Source organism: Prevotella sp. P5-92, assembly GCF_002251245.1.
Classification (GTDB): domain Bacteria; phylum Bacteroidota; class Bacteroidia; order Bacteroidales; family Bacteroidaceae; genus Prevotella.
Genome location: NZ_NPJG01000038.1, coordinates 57,033 through 82,200, shown reverse-complemented (window position 1 = coordinate 82,200; position 25,168 = coordinate 57,033). Strand labels below are relative to the sequence as shown.

The window sequence follows — 25,168 nt, the reverse complement described above, 5'->3', positions numbered from 1 at the left end:
TTATTATAATAACCACTCTCAGCCGTCATCACTATGCCAACAGACAGAAACCCGCAACTACGCCACGCCTGGGACTTCGTCGAACATACAGGACGTAGCATCTTCCTCACCGGAAAGGCAGGAACAGGCAAGACCACATTCCTCCGCACCTTGGTGGAGAAAAGCACAAAGCAGATGGTTGTCGTCGCTCCCACGGGAGTGGCTGCCATCAACGCTGGAGGCATGACCATACACTCCTTCTTCCAACTGCCGCTCTCGCCCTATGTACCTGGGGCACAGGTGAAAAACAAGTATGACTTCAGCAAAGAGAAACGAAAGATCATCAGCTCGCTCGACCTCCTCATTATCGACGAGATAAGCATGGTGAGAAGCGACCTCCTCGACGCCATCGACAACGTGCTAAGGCGATTTCGCCGTCACTCGCTGCCCTTCGGCGGCGTACAGCTACTAATGATAGGCGACCTCGCACAGCTCACGCCCGTAGTGACTCCCGAAGACGAACAGCTGCTGCGACCATATTACGACACGCCTTACTTCTTCGGCAGCAAGGCATTGCAACAGGTGGATTACGTCACCATTCAACTCGAGAAAATCTACCGGCAGGCCGACATGCAGTTTGTTGACCTCCTCAACAACATTCGCGAGAACCGCGCCACACAACAAGACTTTATCACTCTCCAGTCGCGCTACAACCCTTCGTTCACGCCAAAGACAGAAGAGGGATATATCCGCCTCACCACCCACAACCGCATGGCCGACGAATACAACGACCACGAGATGAGCCGCCTCACCACGGCTCCCTTCGTGTATGACGCCGAGATAGAAGGCACCTTCCCGCCAACGTCTTACCCCACGGCACAAAACCTCATGCTCAAGGTGGGAGCACAGGTGATGTTTATCAAAAACGACACCGACGGACTCTACTACAACGGCAAGATAGGCATCGTCACCAGCCTCGACAACGACAAGGTGTGCGTGCGTTGCACTGGCGAGGAGCGAGAGATAGAGGTGGCACAGCAGGAATGGGAAAACGCCCACTATACCATCAATCCCGAGACACACGAGATACAAACCGAGATACAAGGCGTCTTCCGCCAATATCCTCTTCGGCTGGCATGGGCCATCACCATTCACAAGAGCCAAGGTCTCACGTTCGAGCGCGCCATCATCGATGCCGGTCATTCGTTCGCTCCAGGACAGGTGTATGTGGCACTCAGCCGTTGCCGCAGTCTCGACGGCATCGTCATCGCCTCGCCCATCACACCGCAGGCCATCATCAGCGACAGCCGCGTGGAGAACTATATGGAACGGCAGGAGTATGAGGCCCAGCAGAGCATTGCGTTACTGCCTCAGCTCAAGGAGAACTACTACCGCGAGATGCTCGTCGAAATGTTTACGTTCACGGCTCTCAAAGAGAAGACCGACTATATGCTACGACTGCTGATGGAGTATTTCGCGGGACAGAACGCCTCACTCGTACAACTCTTCAGACAGGCGGCTGCCGACTTCCAGACTTCCGTCACCGACGTGTCTGTAAAATGGTCCTCCACCCTACTATCAATGCCGTTTCAGCAAATGGGCAGCGAGGCGCTACTTGAGCGAGTGAAGCGGAGCGCAACGTATTTCGCCGACTCGCTGTCGGCTGTCCTCAAGCGTCCGCTGGATCTCGTCAAGGGTATTCAGTCTAACAACAAGGAGGCTCTTCGCCGCCTCGACGATGCCTATTCTGACCTCAACATCCATTTCCGCTCACGCATGTTGCTACTGAAAGCGATGTCTGAACTCGAATTTTCACTTCCTGTCTATCTGCATGAGCGCCAACGTGCCCTCGTCGTAGCCATGGGCGGACAGTCGAAGGCAGAAAAAGAGGCTAAACCTAAGAAAACTAAGAAGCTTAAAGAACCTAAGGAGCCTAAAGGACCTAAGGAGCCTAAAGGACCTAAGGAGAAGACTTGGGAGACGAGTTTTAAGCTTTATAAAGAGGGAAAAAGCATCGACGAGATTGCCACAGAGCGGCTCTTGACGCCACAAACCATCACATCACATCTCAGCCGATACGTCGCCACTGGCGATATTCCCATCGAACGGCTCGTTCCAGCTGACCATATCGCCATCATTCGGAGGGCAATAAGCGAAATCGGCACTGCCGACGGCAAGGGTGCAATCAAGGCCGCTTGTCCCGACGAAATTAGCTACACAGAGATTGAAATCGTAATAAGGTCTGAAACATAATTACAAATCAACCTCATCAGCATTTACATCCATAAAATTCAAATACTGCCCACAATCCGGATTTATGTAATTTTTGCCGATTTCATCGGGAATTTTTACATAAATCCAGATAGTGTTCATTAAAGCCTGTCAATAAACACGCAAAACTTATCCGGTCTGAATAATTTACATATACTATCATTATGTCTTGTACTGAAATAGGTGGTTCTTCTGCAATTTAGTTGAAGAACCTTTTATTGTTACGTTCCAAGAAAAAGGCGGGAAAAAGTGGGAATATGATGAATTTTTTTTTCAAAACCAAGAAAATGCAGGTGAAAGTGGCTCGATAGCAGCATTAAGGGAATTGAGTCAAAAAGACAAATTTGCAACAGTATTACAGTATTACAGTTTTATTTTAAAGGGTGTGCTTTTTCCCAATTTTATATTATATTATATATATATATTTATATATATATATAATATAAAGTTTTTTCAAAAAAAAGGGAGATGCCTTAAAATAAAACTGTAATACTGTAATACTGTATTCATTTTGAGAGTGTTTTAGGTTTGTTAACATACAGTATTACAGTATTACAGTTTTATTTTAAACCCACAAAATCTCTCTAACTAAGGAAAAATATTTACGTAGTTGGAGAAATATTTCGGGGTAGTTAGAGAGTGTATAATACCCGTTGTGTATTGTAACTCAACTTTCGCAGCAAGGGGAAGTTAAAGAAGTTAAAGAAGTTAAGGAAGTTAAAGACGTATGTCAAAGCCCAGAAAACTCCCGAAAGGAAACGAAAAGACTATTGTCTTTAACTTCTTTAACTTCTTTAACTTCCTTAACTTCTTAGAGTTGAGTACATACGAAACTTAAGTATTGTAATAAATGTAAATGGCGAAAAATTGATTGCGAAGACTTGCAAAGTCGAAATAAATGTGTGGCATTTGCAATGTGTAAAAGAAAGTTGATGAGTTGATTGTGCCGACGCCAGCAGACGTTGATTGTGCCGATGTCAGCATACGTTGATTGTGCCGATGCCCGCCGATGTAGGGTTTTGCTTTATGTAAGACGCCTGTCCATTGCCGTCACAAATACGCGACAAATCGGGGTGGTGGATAAAGAAAAATGGATGAAGGGTCAAGGAATTTGGAAAAAAAATAGTAATTTTGCAGCCGAAATTAGATTGAAAACAAAGAAGTGATGATAAAAATACCAGTTATCTTTCAGCGCGAGAGCAATCCGAAGAAGGGTTTGCTCACGGTGGAGTGGGTGGTGATGGGCTATCTCGTGGTCACCCTGCTACTTATTTTCTTTACCTACACCAAGCTTCACAATCCCGAGTCGATGCTGTTCGGCAGGGTGAGGGTGGTGGTTATAACAGCTGCCCTGTGGTTGGTGTACAGGATGTGGCCGTGCAGGCTGACGCGTTTCAGCCGTGTCGCTGCGCAGATGGCACTGCTGTCGTGGTGGTATCCTGACACGTATGAGTTTAACCGCCTGTTTCCTAATCTCGACCATCTTTTCGCCACCTGGGAGCAGCAGATGTTCGGCTGTCAGCCGGCGTTGCTTTTCTCGCGCTGTCTCAGCCATCCGGTGGTGAGCGAGCTGATGGACATGGGCTATGCCGCCTATTTCCCGATGATAGCCGTGGTGACGCTGTTTTACTTCTTTTGGCGATATGCCGACTTCGGCAGGGCGTCGTTTGTGATCCTCGCGTCGTTTTTCACCTACTACATTATATATATAGCCCTTCCCGTGGCAGGTCCGCAGTATTACTACTGTGCCGTGGGCATCGACGATATTGCCCGTGGCGTGTTTCCCGACATCCACGACTGGTTTGCCACCCATCAGGAGGCGCTTGAGAGTCCGGGATACAAGGACGGCTTTTTCTATCAGTGTGTGGCCGATGCCCATGCAGCAGGCGAGCGTCCCACGGCAGCTTTTCCCAGCAGTCATGTGGGGGTGAGCACGATACTGATGCTGTTGGCATGGAAGTCGGGAAGCCGTCGTCTGCTTTGGCTTCTCACGCCGTTTTACGTGCTACTGTGCTTCTCCACGGTTTACATCTTCGCCCACTATGCCATAGACGTTTTTGGAGGGTGGATTTCGGCTTTTGTTTTCTTCTTCGCATTTTACTATGTTTATCCGTTTGTAAAAGACTGATATATAGGCGATTTAAGAAATTTATAGATTTATCTTATGGCACATTTGTAATAGTTGTGTGCGAACACAGAAATTTGATATGTATCAAAATAAAACGGAAAAAATGCAAAAACGGCATGAAAAATGATACGGTATTGAGAAAATCGTCGTATCTTTGCATCGTCAAAAGACAAGTAGGTATTTAACAAAGCCTGATAAGGTATAAGATTTGTAGGATGGGGAACACATTTGGATTTGATTTTTAGTTATAGAGGTTATTTAGGTAATAAGATTGATTTGTTTCGTTTGATAGGTTAGTTATTTAGTTTTTAGTTAGGTAATAGGTTAGTATTTTAGGTAACGCAAGACCTAAGTCGTGAGACTTCAAGTGATTGCAACGCAACGAAAATTTTCCAAAATTTTCAGGATTCAGCCCGACAACGATGACGTTGTTGGGCTGAATTATTTTATTTTTTGGGGAAAAAGTTTGGTGGATTGAAAAATAATGCTTACCTTTGCAGCAGATTAAGTGTAGAGACGCAAAGAATATTGGGATTCCGGCATCAGGGATGTTGGAATTCTATTTTTTTTCGTGTCACACGGAAGAGACAATTTGTTTAACCCTAAAAATTATAAAAATCATTATGGCTTATATGTCGCAAGAAGGCTACGATAACATGGTGGCCGAACTAAAACGTTTGGAAAGTATTGAGCGTCCTAAAGCGTCAGCAGCTATAGCAGAAGCCCGCGACAAGGGCGACCTCAGCGAGAATTCCGAATATGATGCTGCCAAGGAGGCTCAGGCGCATCTTGAAGATAAGATTAACAAACTCAAGCTTGCCATCAGCGAGGCGAAGATCATCGACGTGTCTCGTCTGAGCAGCGATATTGTGCAGATCCTCTCTAAGGTGGAGATGACCAATCTTACCACTAACACCAAGATGACCTATGTCATCGTGAGTGAGAACGAGGCTAACCTGCGCGAGGGCAAGATCTCTATCAAGACTCCTATCGCTCAGGGACTGCTGGGCAAGAAGGTGGGCGACGAGGTGGAGATAAAGATTCCCCGCGGCACCATCAAGCTCCGTATCGACAGCATTAGCATCGTGGGATAAATGCGTTTAATCAACATTAAATTAATTTAAACATCATCACTCTATGGATATCTTCTCAAAGATTGCAGCTGGAGAGATACCAAGCTACAAATGTGCCGAGAGCGAGAAGTTTTACGCTTTTCTCGACATCAATCCCGTGGCAAAGGGTCACACGCTGGTGATACCTCGTCGCGAAGTGGATTACATTTTTGATATGGACGACGATGAGTTGGCTGAATATCAGGTGTTTGCCAAGCGCGTGGCGGCAGCACTGAAGAAGGCTTTCCCATGCAGGAAGGTGGCACAGGTGGTGCTCGGTCTTGAAGTGCCTCACGCCCACATCCATCTCATTCCCATGAACTCGGAGGCCGACGTTGACTTCCGCAAGGAGAAACTGAGCCTCACCGAGGAGGAGTTCAGCCAGATAGCTGAAAGCATAAGAAAGAATTTCTAACTACTTTCATCTATAACTCATCTTCTGAAAGTAAAGGGAAGTTAAAGAAGTTAAAGAAGTTAAGGAAGTTAAGGAAGTTAAAGAAGTTAAGGAAGTTAAAGAAGTTAAGGAAGTTAAAGAAGTTAAGGAAGTTAAAGAAGTTAAGGAAGTTAAAGACATTAGTCTTTCCGCTTCGGTTAGGGAAACTTCTTTCTTAACTTCTTTAACTTCCTTATCTGTTTTTAAATGAATTCTGGACCGAATTTCATTTGTACCTCGTTGACATATTTTCTCATCAATCCCGACGTGTCTCCTTTTTTGCAGATGAGCAGCACGTTGTCGTGTTCGGCCACGATGAAGCCTTCGAGTCCGTTGATCACGGCAAGTTTTTCTTTCGGTATCCTGATGACGTTCTGCTTGCAGTTTTCGAGTATCACGTTAGAGTCTATCACCACGTTGTCGTCCTCGCCCCTTCTCAGGCATTCGTATATGGAGTGCCATGTGCCGAGGTCTGCCCAGCCGAAGTAGCATTTCATCACACACACGTTGTCGAGGCGTTCGAGCACGCCGTAGTCGATAGACAGGTTGGGGAAGGAGGAGTAATACTGTGTGAGGAAGTTCAGCAGGTTGGGCGGCGTCACTTCTTCGGGACGCAGCTTCTCCTTTATTAGCGAGGTCAGTTCGACAAACAGTTTCTCGCAAGCCTTAATGAAGGTGGTGATGTTTGAGAGAAACATGCCGGTGTTCCAGTAGAACTCGCCGCTATCCACAAACACCTGTGCAAACTCGCGCTCAGGCTTCTCGGTAAACGAGCTGACGTGATATACGTCTTTGGTGGGTGTGGGTTCGCCGAGCTGTATGTAGCCGTATCCCGGTTCGGGTCGTGTGGGTTTCACTCCCATGGTTATCACCACGTTGTGTTCGCCCACGAGGTCGAGAGCAGTGTTGACATTGTCGTCGAAGGCCTGTTCGTTGAGCACGAAGAGGTCTGATGGCGACACTATCACGCGTGCGTCGATGTCGCGGTTGGCTATTTTCAGCATGCCCCATGCCACGCTTGGCGCCGTGTTTCTGTTCACCTGCTCGATGACGATATTGTCGTCGGGCAAGTCGGGCAGTTGCTCCTTTACCATTGCGGCGTATTCCTGGTTGGTAGTGATAAGGATATTGTCTTTCGGCATTATCTTTACGAATCGGTCGTAGGTGGCTTGGAGCTGTGTCCTTCCTACGCCGAAGAAGTCGATAAACTGCTTAGGTTTATTGTCGCGGCTGCTTGGCCAAAGTCTTTTGCCCTTGCCTCCAGCCAATATTATGCAATAGTTCTTGGTGTTCATAAATGTTTATTTTTAAGGTTTTTCTTTCTTTTGCGCCACTAAGTTACGCATAATATTTGAATTATCCACTATTTTTTTAATTTTTTTAGCGGAAAACTTTGTCAGTTCACAAATTTATTGTACCTTTGCACCCGAAATAAGGCCCAGATGGCGGAATCGGTAGACGCGCTGGTCTCAAACACCAGTGGAGCAATCCGTGCCGGTTCGACCCCGGCTCTGGGTACAGAAAGCCAAGTGAAGAATGTTTCGCTTGGTTTTTTTTGTGCCAGTTTTTTTGATTCGGATATTTCTGGATTTTCCAGGCTTGCGCATGTATATATATAAAGAGGTGAAGGCTTGGCGAGGATAGCTTTGAGGTGAAAAGCTAAAAAACAAGGAAATGTCGAAAAAGTATTAGTTAAGTGGTAAAATTACACTTTTTATTTTGATATAATTTGCAGTATTATTTGTGATAATTGTATGGTTTTGAGCGAAAAGTATCAATAAATAGCAAAATAATATCATCAAGATATCAATCTTTTACGTACCTTTGCACCGAAAATAGAATCAAAAACATTAATAATTTAAATAACAATGATTATGAAGAAATTTTTTACTCTTATCGCTGTAGCACTGTGTGCTTTGACAGCAAGTGCAAAGGAAACCGTTCCTAACTTCACTCCTGGAACAATGACATTCTCTGGTTGGTCGTGGAACACCATCACAACTCTTGGACAAGGTGACGTAATCGACAATGGTAACGGTACAGCTGATGACTCTGGCGTTACTTATTATGATGCTTCCGAGCATGACTATATCGTATTTGAGTATAGTGCTGCTACATGTGCCAAGATGAAGGCTATCGTACAGTACAATTGCAAGGGAACCGTCGGACAGTGGGGAGCTGAGTTCAACGAAGGCTCTCAGGAATTCGTATTGAACGCTGGTGGTGGTATTATGGCAATACAGCTTAATATCGATTTCTCGGACAAAGTCTTCTCAATAGCTCTTCAGGATCCCGGGTCAGCAGGTACGGTTGATGTAAAAGACGTATATTTCGCTACCGAAGAGGAATATCTCGCTGCAAAGGCAGAGGCTGACAAGATTGAGAAGGTGATGGTGCTTGATGCTGAAGGCGGAACACACACACTTGCCGCAGGCGACTGGGGATGGGACAGCAAGTGGCTTGGAGCTACTGATGTTTCGGCTTTCAACACTGCTGTAATTGAGGTAGAGTCTGTTACTGGTCATGGAAAGATTAACTTCTTGGCATTTGAGATGGATCTGCCAGCATCAGAAACTGCCTATACCGTTACTGCCGACATTTCAAGCGTTGCCTCTATTGAGCAGTATGCTTATCAGAATTCGTTCCAAAGTGAGGGAGCAGAAAAGCCCGACGGCGAGACTGTTATCAAAGTTAAGAAGGTATATCTGACTTCTAAGACAAAGCAGGAAGTAGATGAGGAGATAGCTAGTGGCATCAGCGACGTCATCGCAGCTCCTAAGGCTCAGAACAACGTTCGTTACAACCTCAACGGACAGCGTGTGGGCAACGGTGCCAAGATCTTTATCATGAACGGTAAGACTTATATCAACAAATAAAAGATAACTACAGTATCATAGGGAAGGCATGGAACGAGAGTGCCCATGGCTTCCCTATTGTTTAATTATGAGAGTTAATATAAGGAGTTAACTCCATAGCTATCAGAAAAAGAACTAATGAAAGGAAAAAGAATATTGGGATGACTTCCCACAAAAACCGATTGTCAAAGGAGGAGACAGCAGGGAGGAGAAACGAAACGGACAACAAATAAACAAAAAATAAATAACGTAAACAAAAAACTATGAGAAAAATTGCATTGCTATTCTTAGCACTCATATCCAGCATGACACTCATGGCACAGACCACACTCCGCGGAACGGTGCTCGACGCCACCCAAGGAGAGCCGCTAATAGGCGCAACGGTCATGGTGAAGGGAACATCGGTGGGCAGCGTTGCCGACTTCGACGGAAACTTCACGCTCAGCGTGCCAAAGGGCAAGACCCAGATCGTAGTGTCGAGCATAGGCTATGTGAGTCAGACTATCAACATCGCAGGAAAAACCACCATCACCGTGAAACTTAAGGAAGACTCGAAGGTGATGGACGAAGTGGTGGTAGTGGGTTACGGACAAATGAAAAAGAGCGACCTTTCAGGCGCACTGTCGCAACTCAAGGGAGAAGACATGATGAAGGGCGGATCGCTCGATGTGGCACACGGTATGCAAGGAAAGATTGCCGGTGTGAACATACAGCAGAGCGACGGTGCACCAGGCGGTGGCATGAGCATCGTGGTGCGCGGTACCAACTCGTTCTCCACCAGTTCGCAACCGCTGTTTATCGTTGATGGTGTTCCATTCGAATCAGGCAGCACACCGTCCAATGGCGCCACGACCAACGAACAGCAGTCAAACCCTCTGAGCTTTATCAATCCCCACGACATCGAGTCGATAGAGGTGCTCAAAGACGCCTCCGCCACGGCCATCTACGGTTCGCGCGGTGCTAATGGTGTCGTTCTTATCCAGACAAAGAAGGGTAAGGCCGGTAAGCCGAAGGTTGAGTTCAACGCCACATGGGGATGGCAGAACATCTCAAAGAAGATCGACATGCTCGACCCTGTGACATACGCCACATATGTGAACGAGCAGAACCTCAATGATCGCTACTATAACGGTTCGAAGTCAAATACGCTGCCTTATCCCGGAACATGGGGCTATCAGTATTATCCCGACGGACATCCAAACTACAACACCGGAAAATACACCGGTGCGCCAGAAGACTACCGCAACGGAGGATGGTTCTACGACGAATATGGCAATGCCACACAGCTCGGCACTGCCGACTGGCAAGACGAGATCTTCCAGAATGCCTTCCAGCAAGACTATAATATTAATGTGAGCGGCGGCGACGACCGCGGCTACTATAGCTTCTCGGGCAACTATGCCGACCAGGAAGGTATAATCAAAAACTCGGGATATAAGCGTTATGCACTGCGTGCCAACATCTCGCGCAAGGTGACCGACTGGCTTGAGGTGGGCACCAATCAGAGCTTCACATCCTCGGTGACCGACTTTGCCAACACGCTGAGCTTCAACACCGGCGTGGTGCGCTCGGCACTCCTCTTCCCTCCTACTTACGGTCCGAATATGGACACCACCACAGCCGACGAGCTCAACTGGCTCGCCGCCAACCCCGGTGCATACGTGCGCAGCGCCATCGACCAGCTCAACGGAGCCAACTACTTCAGTAGCTCGTTTGTGCAGATAAAGTTCCTCAAGAACTTCACCTTCCGCCAAAACCTCGGACTGGGATATAACTCACAAGACCGAAAGAGCTACTACGGACGTGAGACACAGGAAGGAAAAACTCCTATCAACGGAAAGGCCAGCGTGGGACACAACACGTGGAAAAGCCTCACTGCCGAGTCGATACTCACTTACGACAACACCTTCGCTAAGATACATCACATCAACGTGATGGGCGCGTTCACGCTCGAAAGCAGCAACTGGACAAGCGACCAGCAGGTGGCCACCAACTTCCCCGACGACCTCACGGGAGCCAACGACCTCAGCCGTGCACTCGACAAGGCCACACTCTCAGGCGACAAGGGACAGCAGCGTCTCGCCTCGTTCCTCGGACGCGTCAACTACACTCTCGCCGACAAGTATATCATGACAGCCAGCTTCCGTACCGACGGCAGCTCGAAGTTTGCCGACGCCAACAAGTGGGCGACATTCCTCTCCGGAGCACTCGCATGGCGCGCCTCGGAGGAGACATTCATCAAAGACCTCAACATCTTCAGCAACCTCAAGTTCCGCGTCAGCTACGGTGAGACAGGAAACCAAGGCATCGGCTCTTACCGCATCAACTCGCAGCTCGACACTGCCAACTTCCCGTTTGGCGGCTCGCTGTCGTCAGGTGCCGCCGACATCTCGTGGCGCGGACCAGTAGATCCAAACATCAAGTGGGAGACGACAAAGCAGTGGAATGCAGGTATTGACTTCGGATGGTTTAAGAACAGACTGACCCTTACCGTCGATTTCTACTACAAGAAGACGCGCGACCTGCTCCAGGAGGTGATCATCGCTCCAAGCAACGGCTTCTCAAACATGCTCACCAACACGGGCAATGTCACCAACAAAGGTCTTGAGATAACCCTCGGAGCAACACCCGTTGACGGCAAAGACTGGAAATGGAACCTCAACGGCAACATCGCCTTCAACAAGAACTCCATTGGCGGACTCGAAGGCGACCAGTTTGCACGCACACTGTGGTATGGAGCCGACAATATCTTCATTCAGCGCAACGGCTGCCCAATAGGCGCCATCTACGGATATGTAGAGGACGGATTTTACGACAATATACAAGAGGTGAGGGCCGACCCGCAATATGCCACCGCTAAGGATGCCGTGGTGCTGAGCAAGGTGGGCGAGATAAAATACCGCGACCTCAACGGCGACGGAGCCATCACAGAGGCCGACCGAACCATCATCGGCGACACCAACCCCGACTTCACCTTCGGTCTTACAAACAATATCTCGTGGAAAAACCTCTCGCTGAGCTTCCTGCTACAAGGCTCGGTGGGCAACGACATCTTCAACGGAAACCTTATGGACGTGCAGGTGGCTAACATCGGAAATATTCCTACCGACGTGTATAACAGTCGATGGACAGCCGACAACTACGAGAACGCAGCATGGCCAAAGGCTACGGGAGGATATAACCGTACGTTCTTGCTCAGCGACCGCTACGTGGAAAACGGATCGTATCTCAAACTGAAGAATATCTCGCTCAGCTACCGTCTGCCACGACCCATTCCTGGCATCGAGCAGGTGCTGTTCAGCTTCACCGCCACCAACGTCTTTACCATCACCAACTACAGCTGGTATGACCCCGAGGTGAACGCCTTCGGTAACGACTCGTCACGTCGTGGCGTGGATATCTACTCTTATCCGTCATCAAGAACATTCACCTTCGGACTTGGACTCACTTTTTAATTGAAGAATGACGAAAGAATTGACGAAGTCAATGAAGTTTAAATAATAAAAAGATAATATGAAGATAAACAAGATATTTATTTCGGCTTTGCTCATGGGCAGCGGCGCGATGATCAACACCTCGTGCAACGACTGGCTCACGGTGGAACCCGAAAGTTTTATTGGACCGGAAAACCTTGGCGACTCCAAAGAGGCAGTTGACCAATGGGTCACCGGCGTATATAGCAACTGGCTCTACGACATGATGTGCTGGGGAGAGTTCCCACGTGTGCTCGAACTCGATGCCGACTACATCTCTGGTCCCGACTGGCTCTTCGGCCACCTCGGTGCCGGCGACTTTCAGGGCGAAAGCTCGCTCGACAAGATGTGGAAAGGACCGTACAACCTCATCAACGACGCCAACAAAGCCATACGTTACATTGAGGCAATGGGCAACGTAAGCGAGGCTTACAAGAACAATGCCATCGGAGAGATGGAGTTCCAGAAAGCTTTCGCCTATTTCCTCCTCGTGAGAGCCTATGGACCTGTGCCTTTCAAAGAGACCGACGTGGCGGTGAGCGGACAGTATAACGATCCGCGAATGCCGGTGGCAGAGGTGTATGAGAAGATCATTGCCCTGCTCGAAGATGCAGCGTCGAAGATGTACAAGATCGACGATGCCGCATATCAGAAAGGACATGTGGCTGCAGGATCGGCTGCCGGACTGCTTGTCAAGGTGTATTGCACCATGGCGTCGGCTGCCATGCCTGAGGGAACGCCCATCACCATACGCACAGGCGAGCCTTACCGCACGGTATATGACCAGCTGAGCCAGAAGAATATTGAGGTGTGCAACACTCCTGCAGCCGTGGCTCTCACAAAGAAGGCCGTCAGCGGATACGAGGCGCTCAACGCTGCCGAGCTCTATGGCAAGGCTGCGGAATGGGGAAAGAAAATTGCCAATGGAGAATACGGCAATTACTACCTCAGCGAGTATAAAGACCTCTGGACGTCGGCCAACCGACAGGCTCCAGAATTCATGTGGGCTGTGGAATGTCTCGACGGTGAGACAAAATACCGCAACCAGGTTCACTCGTTCTACAGCGGATATTCGGCAAGCGCCAGCAGCGACCTCATCTACTCGGGCGGATGGGTAGGATGCACTTACAACTGGTATGCTCTCTTTGACGACCAGGACTACCGCATCACCGACGGCGTACGCCACGTGTGGCGCTACTACTATCAGGACAGCTACGACGGCGCCTTCTATTATCCACAGGCATGGCGCGCAAGAGTGACTGGATACGACCTCTACGGCAATTATGTGCCTGAACAGCAGGAACAGCAATTCAAGGACATGGGATTCAACTTCCAGTACAACACCTCGTCGGAGTGCCTGGCTTTCACCAACAAATATGCCGACTGCAAAAACAAAGCCTCTGACTATACCGACGCGCAATGGCCTTTCCTGAGATATGCCGACGTGCTGCTCTGCCTCGCCGAGGCTCTCAACGAGACCGACAAAGCTGATGAGGCAATCAAATACCTCAACCAAGTGAGACAGCGTAGCAACGCACGCCTCATGGATGCCAATCCAGGAAAGAACTCGCTGCGTAGCTCTATCTTGGAGGAGAGAGCTAAGGAATTGGCTTGCGAGGGCGACCGACGCTGGGACCTCATAAGATGGGGAATATACCTCGACGCCATGAATGCCATCGGAGGATTTGACGATGCGGGCATCAACAAGAACCGCACCGAGAGAAACTTGCTCTACCCAATCCCCGCCGACGAGATTTCGGCTAACGACGCTATTAGCGAGAACAACCCCGGATGGAACTAATCAACGATAATAGTAAAAACGATATGAAGACAATATATTTCAGAATGGCGGGAGCTGCCGTGATAACAGCAGTGATGATGGCATCGTGTAGTGATGTCGTCGATATCCCGCAGCACGACCCATACGCAAGCAACGGAGCTCCTGTCATCGAGGCTATCTACGACGCACAAGACGCTTCGGCGACGCCACAGGTCATCACTGGAGGCGTGCTCAATCAGATGATAAAGATTAAAGGTAAGAACCTGAGCCACGTCAAGAGTATATCATTCAACGGACTCGAGGTGGATGTGCGCCATGCGGCTTATGCCGAGAGCGACTTCTGCAATGTGACCATCCCGAGAAAGATTCCCGAGGAGGTGACCAACAAGTTGATTTACACCACTGAGCAGGGCTCCGTAACTATGGATTTCCCTGTAAACATCCCCAACCTTCAGCTCGACGGACTGAAAAACGAGTTTACGCTCCAAGGCGACAAGGTGCAGGTGATGGGCGACTTCTTCGACCTCTACGGATTCTCGAAAGACGAGGAGACTAACACCTCGAAGATTACCATACACAACGAGGCGGAAGGATATAGCGAGGTGCTGCCAGTGGATTCTATCACAGAGTCATATATGGGCATACTCATACCGAAAGACGCGCCAGACAACTCGCTCATCACATTCGAATGGGACGGTATGGACGGACGCAAAACCAAGACCATTCCTTATAGAATGAGCGACCAACTGATGTTCAGCAGCATGGATGGCGACCTCGGATGGTGGAACGACTGGCTGAAGAGTCAGCTCACATGGGGCGGTAACAGTGGCGACCCAAAATGCCTCGGTTATCAGTTTATCCGTCTGCAGAAAAATCAGGATCTCTCATCGTCAATTATCGGTTCATGGAGCTGGAACTCAACTGGTATGGGTTGCAACTGGCGCTGGCTTGACGCATCTGCCAACCCTGAAAAGTATGTACTCAAGTTTGAGGTGTGCACAGCATCCTCCAAACCGTTTTATAACTATGGCGACAATGGTAAGGCAGGAAGTCGCAACGGAGGATATATGATTACACTAAATGGAGGAGCTACACGTAACCAGTGGGACCCCGTGAGCGACGGTCTTAACAACACCTACGGAGAGTGGCAAACAATATCACTGCCTCTCGTTGACTGCCTCGGAGGTTCTGTGCTGCCCACAGAACCCGACCAGTGGGTAAGCCTTGAGTTTGTATGCCAGCCCAACTCTAACGATGACTGGCAGATTGACCACAGTTTCGGACAGTTCCGCATAGAACCCGCAGAATATTAATCTGATAAAAGCAACAGAAAGATATGAAGAAAATATTTTTTAGCATAATGGCTTTGGTAGCAATGGGTATGGCAGTGTCGTGCTCCGATCCCGAGAACAGCGACAACAATGCCAACTACCAGCCTGACCGCGGTCAGGGTGTTGCTCCTGTTGTGGTGAGTGTGAGCCCACAGGATGGTGCTGCCGACCTCGACACTATCAAGGTGTTCACCATCGAATATGACAAACCTATACAGGTAGTGCCTCATAAGAGCATAAAGATCAACGACGAGTATGTGGCTGACTCTGCCATTACCGCCGAAGGCAACAAACTCGTCTTCACCTACGACACCAAGGGAAACAAAACCTATAAGGTGACGGTGATGAAACCTACGGTGAGAGACGAGGGATATAACTTCGCGTCTGACTTCACGTTCTCTTTCTCCACAGCACCTGTATGCACGTTTGACGATTCACGATTCGACATAGCCGACATGCCTGTCAATGCCGACGCCACAGCGGAAACGGTGAAACTCTACCAGTATCTCAAGTCGCAGTTCGGAAAAACCGTGCTCTCGGCTTCAGCGTCTTCCAACGAAGACAGAGGTTGGGGCACATCCACAGCAGAAGATCTATTCAATCGCACCGGCAAGTATCCCGCCATAGCCTGCTTCGACTACCTCTTCCTCCACTGGAGCAAGCCGCTGGGCAACGCCAACTGGATTGACTATACCGACACCACACCTGTGGAAAACTGGGCAAACGCCAACGGTATAGTATCGATTATGTGGCACTGGAACATGCCTGAGACCGAGGCTGACATCAACAACCCCGAAAAATACCACTTCTATGTCAGTGAGGAAGGCAAGTCATATACTCCGTTCTCGTGCAAGAATGCCGTGCGCAGCGGTAAATGGGAAAATACCCTCGCACTGAAGCATCTCAATGTCGTGGCCGACTATCTGCTCGACCTGCAGGCAAAAGGTATTCCAGTGCTGTGGCGACCACTGCACGAGGCTGCCGGCAACCGCTACCAGTATGACGGTGGACAGGCTTGGTTCTGGTGGGGAAATGACGGCGCCGCACAGTATAAGAAACTGTGGAAACTGATGTTCGACACATTCAAGGCAAAGGGCGTCAACAACCTCATCTGGGTGTGGACCTCAGATGGCAAGGACAAGGACTACTATCCTGGCGACGAGTATGTTGACATCATCGGTCGCGACTACTACGAGAACGACGCATCGAAGTATCACTTCTCGCTCATCAGCGACTTCGACGCCCTCTACAACCTTACCAAAGGCAAGAAGATCATCACGCTCAGCGAGTGTGGCGCAGTGCCTGAAGTAGGAAATATGCTGCAGGGCGGCGACATGTGGAGCTGGTTTATGCCATGGAACGGCGACTACATGAACTCGCCGTACAACGACGACGCGTTCTTCAACTCACAGATGAATTCCAAGTATGTCATCACTCGCGACGAGCTGCCCGAATAACGTTAGGAGATTTTAATAGGAAGAATAAGAAAAGTGGAGAGTAGTGTAAATTCCTACTCTCCACTTTGCGTTTCTTGACATTAATAGTGTAGATTTTACAATTAATTGAGTTTCAACATTATTTATATATATAATGATAAGAAATAATGGTGAAATGCTTATTGAAAATGTAGAAAAATGAAAGAAAAGCTGCAAAAAAAGTACAAAAAATACGCTTTCGCCAATATTGTGCCATATTTTGCAAAAAAAGTATCATCGACTTTCAAAATAATGTGCTAACTTTGCACCACAAAAATAAAGTATCACAACGAATATTTGATTAGGTTTATAGTTAGTAGTTAGGTTAGGGCAATGGGAGCCAAAGGCGTTTGGCTCCCGCTCTATCTCTCTCAAGACTCACACCTAATCGCTAAACGACAATAATTAAAATACATAAAAACCTGTAATGAAGAAAACATTTATCATAATGCTCTCGTTGCTGTTTGCAGTGATAGCCGAGGCACAGATTAGGGGAAACAACATTTCTATTACCGTTACTCCCGACCATAAGGATTGGAACTATAAAGTGGGCGAAACGGCTAAGTTTGACGTTAAGGTGATGCGCTCAGGCACTACCATCGACAACGCTGTCGTGGAATATGAGGCCGGACCGGAGATGTATCCCACTATTAAGAAAACACTCACGCTGAAAGACGGTACGGCACGCTTTGAGGGAAAGATGAACAAGCCAGGATTCTATCGCGTGACAATAAACTATAACGAGAAAGGAAAGACTTATACAGGTCTCTGTACTGCCGCCTTCTCGCCAGAGAAACTCGTGCCATCGACAGAATGTCCTGATGACTTCGACGCCTTCTGGAGCAACGCCATTGCCGAAGCGAGAAAGACAGAGCTCGATCCGCACCGTGAGCTGCTGCCCGAGCGTTGCACAAAAGACGTTAACGTATATGAGGTGAGCTATAACAATAATGCTTACGGAAGCAAGATATACGGCATACTCTGCGTGCCAGTGAAACCTGGAAAATATCCCGCACTGCTACGTGTGCCTGGAGCCGGATGCCGCCCCTATGGCGGCGACGTGTGGTCGGCCTCTCAGGGCGTGATAACCCTTGAGATTGGCATTCACGGCATACCGGTGACAATGAAACAGGAAGTGTATGACCGTCTGCACAACGGCGCTCTCAACGGCTATTGGGAAGCCAACCTCGACAACCGCGACAAGATGCCTTACAAACGCATCTTCACTGGCGCGATACGCTCCATCGACTATATCGCCTCGCTGCCCGAATGGGATGGAAAGAACCTCGGAGTGACGGGAAGCAGTCAGGGCGGAATGCTCTCGTTAGTATGTGCAGCACTCGACAGCCGCGTCACTTGTTTCGGTGCCGTACATGCCGCCATGTGCGACCATACGGCTTCGCTGGAAGGAAAGGCGTGCGGATGGCCACATTATTTCTATGGCGACAGCAATCCCGACAAGACGAAGGTGAGAAACTCAGGATATTTCGACGGCATCAACTTCGCCAGACGGATAAAGGTGCCAGGATGGTTCTCGTTCGGATATAACGACGTCGTGGTGCCTCCTACAACGATGTGGGAGACATACAACACTGTCACTGCCCCAAAGGCTCTCAGCATCTATCAGCAGACTGGCCACTATTGGTATCAGGAACAATGGGACGAATGGGTGGCTTGGCTCTTGAAGGAATTGAAAGAGTAAAAATGTGCTTAAACAATATTAACTTGGAAAACGAATGAAGAAGATTTTTTCTTTTCTTGCTGCTTTCGCTATAGCGACGAACGTGGCAGCCTCAACAGGAAGCGACCTGCTGCAACGGCTTGAGAAACTGCAAGCTAAAGGTGTGATGTTCGGACATCAGGACGATCCAGTATATGGATGTTCGTGGAAATGGGATGAGGGACGAAGCGACGTGCTCGAGACAGCCGGCGACTATCCCGCCATAATGGGATTCGACCTTGGCGGACTGGAACTCGGATGGGAGAAGAATCTCGACGGAGTGCCGTTCGACCGTATGCAAAAGGAGATTGTGGCCCAACACGAGAGGGGAGGCATCATCACCATCAGCTGGCATGCCTATAATCCCACTAACGACGAGAACTCGTGGTTCCAGCCTGCCGGCAATGCCGTCACTTCGATATTGCCAGGCGGCGCCTTGCAGCCAAAGTACGACAAGTGGCTCGATAAGGTGGTGGCATTTCTTGCAGCATGCAAGGACAAAGAGGGCAATGTGGTGCCAGTGATATTCCGTCCTTGGCACGAGATGAGCGGCGGGTGGTTCTGGTGGGGAGCTACGGCTTGCACCTCGCAAGAATATCGCCAGCTGTTTCAATACACACATAAGTATATGACAGAGAAAGGATGCGACAACATTGTCTGGGCTTTTTCCCCAAACCTCGCCGACAAGGAAGACGTGGAGCACTACATGCAGTTCTATCCTGGCGATGAATATGTTGACTTGATTGGTATCGACGTGTATCAGTTCTCGGCAGACAACAAGGTGTATCAGGACAACTTGCGCCGCGAGCTCGACGTGGTGAAGGCGGTGGGCGAGAAGCAAAAGAAACTTATCGCACTTACCGAGACGGGCTATCAGAACGTGCCTGACCCACAGTGGTTTACACAGACATTGCTCCCCGTGGTGAAGGAATATCCTATCAGCTATGTGCTGCTTTGGCGTAACGCATGGGACAATCCAAAGGAGAACTATGTGGCAGCACCTGGAAAACCTACGGTGAAAGACTTCAAGAGGTTCTGCAAAGACAAGAAGGTGCTGATGTGTAAGGATATAAAGAAAACCAGATAACACAGCAGATAATAACAGTACATTATTTAATAATAGATAACATATAATTTTTATAACCAATGACCGATTTCAATGAAAAAGTGAAGAGCCTCAGGGCTCGTCACGAAGTTCTACTCAGCAGAAAAAACAATCCACTGCCCTATGGCAATGGAATATACGAGAAGTACGAGAATCCCATCCTCACGGCAGAGCATACGCCATTAGAGTGGCGATATGACTTTAACGAAAAGGACAACCCATATCTCATGCAGCGAATCATGATGAACGCCACACTCAACTCGGGAGCCATAAAATGGAATGGGAAATATGTGCTCGTGGTGCGCGTTGAAGGTGCTGACAGAAAGAGCTTCTTCGCCGTGGCTGAAAGCCCCAACGGCGTGGACAACTTCCGATTCTGGGACGAGCCTATCACTATGCCCGAAGACACTATTCCTGCAACAAATATCTATGACATGCGACTCACGGCTCATGAGGACGGATGGGTCTATGGCGTGTTCTGTGCAGAGCGTCACGACGACTCTATGCCTGGCGACCTCTCGGCTGCCACTGCAACAGCAGCCATCGCACGCACCAAGGACCTTATCAACTGGGAGCGCCTGCCTGATCTGAAGACAAAGAGCCAGCAGCGTAACGTGGTGCTTCATCCAGAGTTTGTTGACGGCAAGTACGCCTTCTACACTCGTCCGCAGGATGGATTCATCGATACCGGTTCTGGCGGCGGCATTGGATGGGCTCTCGTGGATGACATCACCAAGGCAGAGATTACCGAGGAGAAGATCATCAACGCACGCAACTATCACACCATCATGGAAGTGAAGAACGGCGAAGGTCCTCATCCTATAAAGACACCGAAGGGATGGCTCCATCTGGCTCACGGAGTGCGCGGATGCGCCAGCGGACTGCGTTACGTGCTTTATATGTATATGACTTCGCTCGAAGATCCTACGAAGGTCATCGCCCAGCCTGGCGGATATTTTATGGTGCCTGAGGGCGGCGAGTATATAGGCGATGTGATGAACGTGGTGTTTGCCAACGGATGGATTGCCGACGAGGACGGCAAGGTGTTTATCTACTACGGCTCGTCAGACACACGTATGCATGTTGCCACTTCCACCATCGACCGTCTTATCGACTACTGTATGAATACTCCTGAGGACGGATATTCTACCGGCAATAGCGTGGAGACAATAAAGAAACTCGTGGCAAAGAACAGGAAGAACTAATCAAATGATAAGCGTGGGCGGCCTATGCGCTGTCCACGATATATTAATTACTAACTATATCAAAAAGAAATGGCAAAATTAAGTGAAAAAATTGGTTACGGCTTTGGCGACATGTCGTCGTCGATGTTTTGGAAGATCTTCTCGTATTATCTCCCCATCTTCTACAGCGACGTGTTTGGCCTCAGTCTCGTGGATGCAGGTATTCTTATGCTTGTCACTCGTATCTGGGACGGTGTCAGCGACCCGATGATGGGTATCATCGCCGACCGTACCAAGACCCGATGGGGAAAATACCGCCCTTATCTGCTCTGGGTGGCGGCTCCGTTCTCTATCTGTGGTATTCTTCTCTTCACCACTCCCGATTGGGGATATGCTGCCAAGCTCGTCTGGGCGTATGTCACATATATCCTTATGATGACGGTTTATACGGGTATCAACGTACCTTATGGCTCGATGCTTGGCGTGATGACAGACGACACTAACGAGAAGACGGTGTTCTCGTCGTTCAGAATGTTCTTCGCCTATGGCGGATCGTTCATCGCCCTGTCGGCATGGGAACCGCTCTGCAACTTCTTCACTCCGATGTTTGACGGCTCTAAGGCAACTGGCACACAGTTTGCCATGATAGCTATAGCGTCAGCTTGTTTCATCCTCTTCCTGCTCTGTTTCCTTATGACACGCGAGCATATAAAGAGCAAGAGCAACGTCAGCATCGGCAGCGACTTCTCGTCATTGCTCCACAACCGCCCTTGGTGGATACTCATCGGTGCAGCCCTCGGAAGCAACTTGTTCAATACCGTGCGCGGCTCTGTGGTGGCATATTTCTTCACATACGTCATCTGTGCCAACGGCGAGGTGAGCCTGCCGTTCTTCGGACTCTCCATCCTGTTCTATGCGGGCTTGTTCCTCAGCGTGGGAGAGGTGAGCAACATGGTGGGAGTCGCGCTCACGGTGCCTATCTCAAAGAGGTTCGGAAAGAAATCCACGTTCATCTACTGTAACATCGCCTTGGCGGTGCTCAGCGTGCTCTTCTTCTTCCTTCCTGCCGACAGCGTGGCCGGACTGTGGGGAATGATGGTGATGCAGATCCTCATCTCTATCTTCACCGGCATCATCTCGCCACTCGTATGGAGTATGTATGCCGACGTGTCTGACTATGCCGAGCTGAAGTTCAACACCGCCTCTACGGGACTCATCTTCTCCAGCGCATCCATGGCGCAGAAGTTTGGCGGTGCCATCGGCGGCGCTTCGGTTATGTGGTTGCTTGCTGCTATCGGCTACATACAGCCACAGGCTGGCGAGGTGGTGACACAACCGGCTGCCGTGGTTCAATACCTCTGGTATCTGATGACGTTCGTTCCTTGCTGCGTGGCTCTGCTCAGCATCATCGTCGTAAACTTCTATCCGCTTACGACCGAGGAGATTGAGTCTATCGGCAAGAAGCTCAGAATGATTAGAAATCAACAATAAATAAAATAATGAAACAAACTAACAAACTAAGACTGGAAATGCAGGATGTGCTTATGGGCAACATCCTGCCTTTCTGGCTCGAGAAAACCATTGACCGCGAAAACGGAGGATTCTATGGACGTATCGACGGACACGGAATGCTGCACAAGGAGGCTGAGAAAGGTGCCATCCTCAATGCACGCATCCTCTGGACCTTCAGCGCCGCTTATCGCGTGTTGCGCAAGCCTGAATATCTCGAGGCTGCCACTCGGGCAAAAGACTATGTCATAGCTCACTTCTACGATAAGGAGTTTGGCGGAACATATTGGTCTCTTGACTATCTCGGACAGCCAAAGGACACGAAAAAGCAATTCTATGCCATCGGGTTTATGATATACGGACTGAGCGAGTATGCGCGTGCCACGGGCGACAAGGAAGCCCTTGACTATGCCATACGTCTCTTCGACACTATCGAGAGTCATTCGTTCGACCGCGAGAATAACGGGTATATCGAGGCTTGCACACGAGAGTGGGGCGAGATTGCCGATATGCGTCTCTCTGACTTCGATGCCAACTATCCAAAGTCGCAAAACACTCATCTGCACATCATCGAGCCTTACACCAACCTCTTCCGCGTCTGGAAGGACGAGAGACTCGAGCGTGCCTTGCGCAATCTCATCAATATCTTTACCGACCACATACTCAATCCAGAGACACATCATCTCGACCTCTTCTTCGAAAACGACTGGACACGCGGTGCAGGACATCTCGAAAGCTATGGTCATGACATCGAGTGCTCGTGGCTGATGCATGAGGCGGCTCTCGTGCTCGGCGACAAAGATGTGCTCGCCAAGGTGGAACCTGTAGTGCAGATGGTGGCAAAGGCATCGGAGAAAGGACTCAATGCCGATGGTTCGATGATTCACGAGGCTAACCTCGACACTGGCCACGTCGATGACGACCTGCACTGGTGGGTTCAGGCAGAGACAGTGGTGGGATTCTTTAATATCTACCAGTATTTCGGCGACGAGACGGCTCTCGACAAGGCAGAACGATGCTGGCAGTATATAAAAGACAATCTGATAGACCGCGAAAACGGAGAATGGTATTGGAGCCGACATGCCGACGGCACGCTCAACACCGACGACGACAAGGCGGGATTCTGGAAATGTCCTTACCACAACGGAAGGATGTGCCTGGAGATTATAGAAAGAACAGAGGGAGAGTAAGTCTCTCCCTCATTATCGTAAACTAATACAACCTTATTATGAAACAAGAACCGTCAAACGAACATGTGCTTCACGAGATCTCTCCTCTCGGTGAAAACGATATTCTCTACATAGCCGACCGCCATAAGAAGGAGTTCACCTATCCTATTCACAATCATCAGGTGTTTGAACTCAACTTCGTAGAACACGCTACCGGAGTGAGACGTATCGTCGGCGACAGCAACGAGGTGATCGGCGAGTACGACCTCGTGCTCATCACCAGTCTTGAACTCGAACATGTATGGATGCAGAACGAATGTCAGACAGACGACATACATGAGATCACCGTCCAGTTCCGTTTCAACCTCTCCAACGACGGCATCTTCGGGAAAAATCCATTCAAGCATATCTACCACATGCTCAACGAGGCACGCAAGGGACTTGTCTTCCCTATGGAGACAATCATGAAGGTGTATAACCAATTGCAGGAGCTAAGCTCCATCACCGACCGTTTCGAGGCGTTCATCAGCTTCCTTCGCATCCTCAACGTGCTGGCAAACAGCGAAGGCGCACGCACCCTTGCCACCACGAGCTATGCCAAGGTGGTGATAGAAGAGCACAGCTCGCGTATTCTAAAGGTGAAGAACTATATCAACAAGAATTACAACAAAGACCTGAAACTGAAGACACTCTCAGAGCTGGCTTGCATGAGCGAGACGGCTTTCAGCCGTTTCTTCAAGCTTCATACGGGAAGAACGGTCAGCGAGTATATCATCGACATCCGTCTTGGTTATGCCGCGCGCATGCTTGTCGATACCAACAAGAGCGTAGCTGACATTTGCTATCTCTGTGGCTACAACAATCTGAGCAACTTCAACCGTGTCTTTAAGCGGAAAAAAGGATGCGCTCCGACGGAGTTCCGCGAGTATTACCATAAGACAAAAATTATTGTCTGATATTCAGATTTCTCGTCCGTCAATGAAAATATTGCTTCAGCTCCTCGGCGTATTCCGATAGCGTCTCAGCGTCGCTGTTGCCGTATCTCGTCCAGATGGCACGGCAATGAGGCAAAAGCGGGTCCGACTCGTCGGAGGGCTTGCGACGAGTATAAGGGTCGCACGAAAGAAACATATGGAGAACGTGTACCACGGTAGAGATGGGAAGACCCATGAGCCGCGCCACTTCCCACACCTCGGGCGTCTCTGCCGACATTGTTATCGGCGTGAGGCGAAAATACAAGTCGAGAATGATAACCAACGAGATGGGCATAATGCCGTTGCTGCTGATGGGACGGAAGTCGGGTTCGAAGCTCTCCGTCACCTCAACACCGTCGTAAAACGCATTGGCACTGCCAAAGCCTTTCATGCTGCGCAGAAGCTTCACCGCACGCGACAGCTTCGACGGACTGTCTCCGTAAGCGTCCCAGATGCGTTCCACACGCGGCGAACTGAGTGTCTCGATCTGCATCTCGTGTTCCATTATTTCGCGCGGATGAACGTGTATCTCCATGCTTAGGTCAACGGCTGCCTTGCTATAAAGAGGCTTCACACCGATGGGCCTGCGCATATATAGCTGCATGACATACAGCCAGTAGTCGTCTTTCCAGTTAGTCTTCTTTCCCATGACAATAGTGTTAATATATTA

General features: G+C 49.2%; 17 protein-coding genes and 1 tRNA gene. 16 read left to right on the top strand and 2 right to left on the bottom strand.

The features are described from left to right. The first annotated feature begins 33 nt into the window (after positions 1-33). The 4 genes from CIK99_RS03855 to CIK99_RS03835 all read left to right on the top strand — a co-directional run bounded on the left by CIK99_RS03855 (position 34) and on the right by CIK99_RS03835 (position 5,905). A complete protein-coding gene (locus tag CIK99_RS03855; RefSeq protein WP_094379963.1) occupies positions 34-2,232 on the top strand; it encodes a helix-turn-helix domain-containing protein in 2,199 nt (732 codons plus the stop codon). A 1,183-nt stretch (positions 2,233-3,415) separates the two neighbouring features. Further along, positions 3,416-4,378, top strand: coding sequence for a phosphatase PAP2 family protein (locus CIK99_RS03845; RefSeq protein ID WP_094379958.1), 963 nt, complete (start codon positions 3,416-3,418; stop codon positions 4,376-4,378). A 623-nt stretch (positions 4,379-5,001) separates the two neighbouring features. Beyond that, positions 5,002-5,472, top strand: coding sequence for a transcription elongation factor GreA (gene greA / locus CIK99_RS03840; protein ID WP_094379956.1), 471 nt, complete (start codon positions 5,002-5,004; stop codon positions 5,470-5,472). A 43-nt stretch (positions 5,473-5,515) separates the two neighbouring features. Continuing rightward, complete coding sequence (locus CIK99_RS03835; protein WP_094379954.1) at positions 5,516-5,905, top strand: HIT family protein; 390 nt, start codon at positions 5,516-5,518, stop codon at positions 5,903-5,905. A 221-nt stretch (positions 5,906-6,126) separates the two neighbouring features. On the opposite strand, the gene CIK99_RS03830 is transcribed toward CIK99_RS03835, so the two are convergent. Beyond that, positions 6,127-7,218: a mannose-1-phosphate guanylyltransferase gene (locus CIK99_RS03830; RefSeq protein ID WP_094379952.1), complete on the bottom strand. Its 1,092-nt coding sequence runs from the start codon at positions 7,216-7,218 to the stop codon at positions 6,127-6,129. A 141-nt stretch (positions 7,219-7,359) separates the two neighbouring features. On the opposite strand from CIK99_RS03830, the gene CIK99_RS03825 reads away from it, so the two are divergent. The 12 genes from CIK99_RS03825 to CIK99_RS03770 all read left to right on the top strand — a co-directional run bounded on the left by CIK99_RS03825 (position 7,360) and on the right by CIK99_RS03770 (position 24,480). Next, positions 7,360-7,441: transfer RNA gene (locus CIK99_RS03825), tRNA-Leu, on the top strand. A gap of 356 nt (positions 7,442-7,797) precedes the next feature. Next, the gene (locus CIK99_RS03820) at positions 7,798-8,799 is read left to right on the top strand and encodes a hypothetical protein (protein WP_144007889.1); all 1,002 of its coding nucleotides are present in this window, start codon (positions 7,798-7,800) and stop codon (positions 8,797-8,799) included. Between the two features lie 242 nt (positions 8,800-9,041). After that, positions 9,042-12,233 carry a TonB-dependent receptor gene (locus CIK99_RS03815; protein ID WP_094379947.1) on the top strand — a complete coding sequence of 1,064 codons (3,192 nt, stop codon included), beginning with the start codon at positions 9,042-9,044 and terminating at the stop codon, positions 12,231-12,233. Positions 12,234-12,291: 58 nt separating this feature from the next. Then, on the top strand, positions 12,292-14,052 hold the full coding sequence (locus CIK99_RS03810; RefSeq protein WP_094379945.1) for a RagB/SusD family nutrient uptake outer membrane protein: 1,761 nt from the start codon (positions 12,292-12,294) through the stop codon (positions 14,050-14,052). A 23-nt stretch (positions 14,053-14,075) separates the two neighbouring features. After that, positions 14,076-15,344 (top strand): glycan-binding surface protein, encoded by a 1,269-nt coding sequence (locus tag CIK99_RS03805; RefSeq protein ID WP_144007888.1) that lies wholly within the window; start codon positions 14,076-14,078, stop codon positions 15,342-15,344. Between the two features lie 23 nt (positions 15,345-15,367). Then, positions 15,368-16,819 carry a glycosyl hydrolase gene (locus CIK99_RS03800; RefSeq protein ID WP_094379941.1) on the top strand — a complete coding sequence of 484 codons (1,452 nt, stop codon included), beginning with the start codon at positions 15,368-15,370 and terminating at the stop codon, positions 16,817-16,819. 445 nt (positions 16,820-17,264) lie between these two features. After that, positions 17,265-18,539, top strand: a complete 1,275-nt coding sequence (locus CIK99_RS03795) for an acetylxylan esterase (RefSeq protein WP_094379939.1) — start codon at positions 17,265-17,267, stop codon at positions 18,537-18,539. A 34-nt stretch (positions 18,540-18,573) separates the two neighbouring features. Continuing rightward, complete coding sequence (locus CIK99_RS03790; protein ID WP_094379937.1) at positions 18,574-19,644, top strand: glycoside hydrolase family 26 protein; 1,071 nt, start codon at positions 18,574-18,576, stop codon at positions 19,642-19,644. A 59-nt stretch (positions 19,645-19,703) separates the two neighbouring features. Beyond that, positions 19,704-20,867, top strand: a complete 1,164-nt coding sequence (locus CIK99_RS03785) for a glycosidase (RefSeq protein ID WP_094379934.1) — start codon at positions 19,704-19,706, stop codon at positions 20,865-20,867. 69 nt (positions 20,868-20,936) lie between these two features. Continuing rightward, the gene (locus CIK99_RS03780; RefSeq protein ID WP_094379931.1) at positions 20,937-22,337 is read left to right on the top strand and encodes an MFS transporter; all 1,401 of its coding nucleotides are present in this window, start codon (positions 20,937-20,939) and stop codon (positions 22,335-22,337) included. 8 nt (positions 22,338-22,345) lie between these two features. Continuing rightward, a complete protein-coding gene (locus CIK99_RS03775) occupies positions 22,346-23,545 on the top strand; it encodes an AGE family epimerase/isomerase (protein WP_094379929.1) in 1,200 nt (399 codons plus the stop codon). A gap of 38 nt (positions 23,546-23,583) precedes the next feature. Then, entirely contained in the window at positions 23,584-24,480 is an 897-nt protein-coding gene (locus CIK99_RS03770; protein ID WP_094379927.1) for an AraC family transcriptional regulator, read from the top strand. A gap of 19 nt (positions 24,481-24,499) precedes the next feature. Here the strand turns inward: CIK99_RS03770 and CIK99_RS03765 are convergent, their stop codons facing one another. After that, positions 24,500-25,147, bottom strand: coding sequence for a hypothetical protein (locus CIK99_RS03765; RefSeq protein WP_094379924.1), 648 nt, complete (start codon positions 25,145-25,147; stop codon positions 24,500-24,502). Positions 25,148-25,168 lie beyond the last annotated feature (21 nt).

Coding starts and splice junctions, on each gene's coding strand:
- CIK99_RS03810 (WP_094379945.1), top strand. CDS start 12,292: ATGAAGATAAACAAGATATTTATTTCGGCTTTGCTCATGGGCAGCGGC.
- CIK99_RS03790 (WP_094379937.1), top strand. CDS start 18,574: ATGAAGAAGATTTTTTCTTTTCTTGCTGCTTTCGCTATAGCGACGAAC.
- CIK99_RS03800 (WP_094379941.1), top strand. CDS start 15,368: ATGAAGAAAATATTTTTTAGCATAATGGCTTTGGTAGCAATGGGTATG.
- CIK99_RS03830 (WP_094379952.1), bottom strand. CDS start 7,218: ATGAACACCAAGAACTATTGCATAATATTGGCTGGAGGCAAGGGCAAA.
- CIK99_RS03805 (WP_144007888.1), top strand. CDS start 14,076: ATGAAGACAATATATTTCAGAATGGCGGGAGCTGCCGTGATAACAGCA.
- CIK99_RS03780 (WP_094379931.1), top strand. CDS start 20,937: ATGGCAAAATTAAGTGAAAAAATTGGTTACGGCTTTGGCGACATGTCG.
- CIK99_RS03795 (WP_094379939.1), top strand. CDS start 17,265: ATGAAGAAAACATTTATCATAATGCTCTCGTTGCTGTTTGCAGTGATA.
- CIK99_RS03770 (WP_094379927.1), top strand. CDS start 23,584: ATGAAACAAGAACCGTCAAACGAACATGTGCTTCACGAGATCTCTCCT.
- CIK99_RS03765 (WP_094379924.1), bottom strand. CDS start 25,147: ATGGGAAAGAAGACTAACTGGAAAGACGACTACTGGCTGTATGTCATG.
- CIK99_RS03815 (WP_094379947.1), top strand. CDS start 9,042: ATGAGAAAAATTGCATTGCTATTCTTAGCACTCATATCCAGCATGACA.
- CIK99_RS03785 (WP_094379934.1), top strand. CDS start 19,704: ATGACCGATTTCAATGAAAAAGTGAAGAGCCTCAGGGCTCGTCACGAA.
- CIK99_RS03855 (WP_094379963.1), top strand. CDS start 34: ATGCCAACAGACAGAAACCCGCAACTACGCCACGCCTGGGACTTCGTC.
- CIK99_RS03845 (WP_094379958.1), top strand. CDS start 3,416: ATGATAAAAATACCAGTTATCTTTCAGCGCGAGAGCAATCCGAAGAAG.
- CIK99_RS03835 (WP_094379954.1), top strand. CDS start 5,516: ATGGATATCTTCTCAAAGATTGCAGCTGGAGAGATACCAAGCTACAAA.
- greA (WP_094379956.1), top strand. CDS start 5,002: ATGGCTTATATGTCGCAAGAAGGCTACGATAACATGGTGGCCGAACTA.
- CIK99_RS03820 (WP_144007889.1), top strand. CDS start 7,798: ATGAAGAAATTTTTTACTCTTATCGCTGTAGCACTGTGTGCTTTGACA.
- CIK99_RS03775 (WP_094379929.1), top strand. CDS start 22,346: ATGAAACAAACTAACAAACTAAGACTGGAAATGCAGGATGTGCTTATG.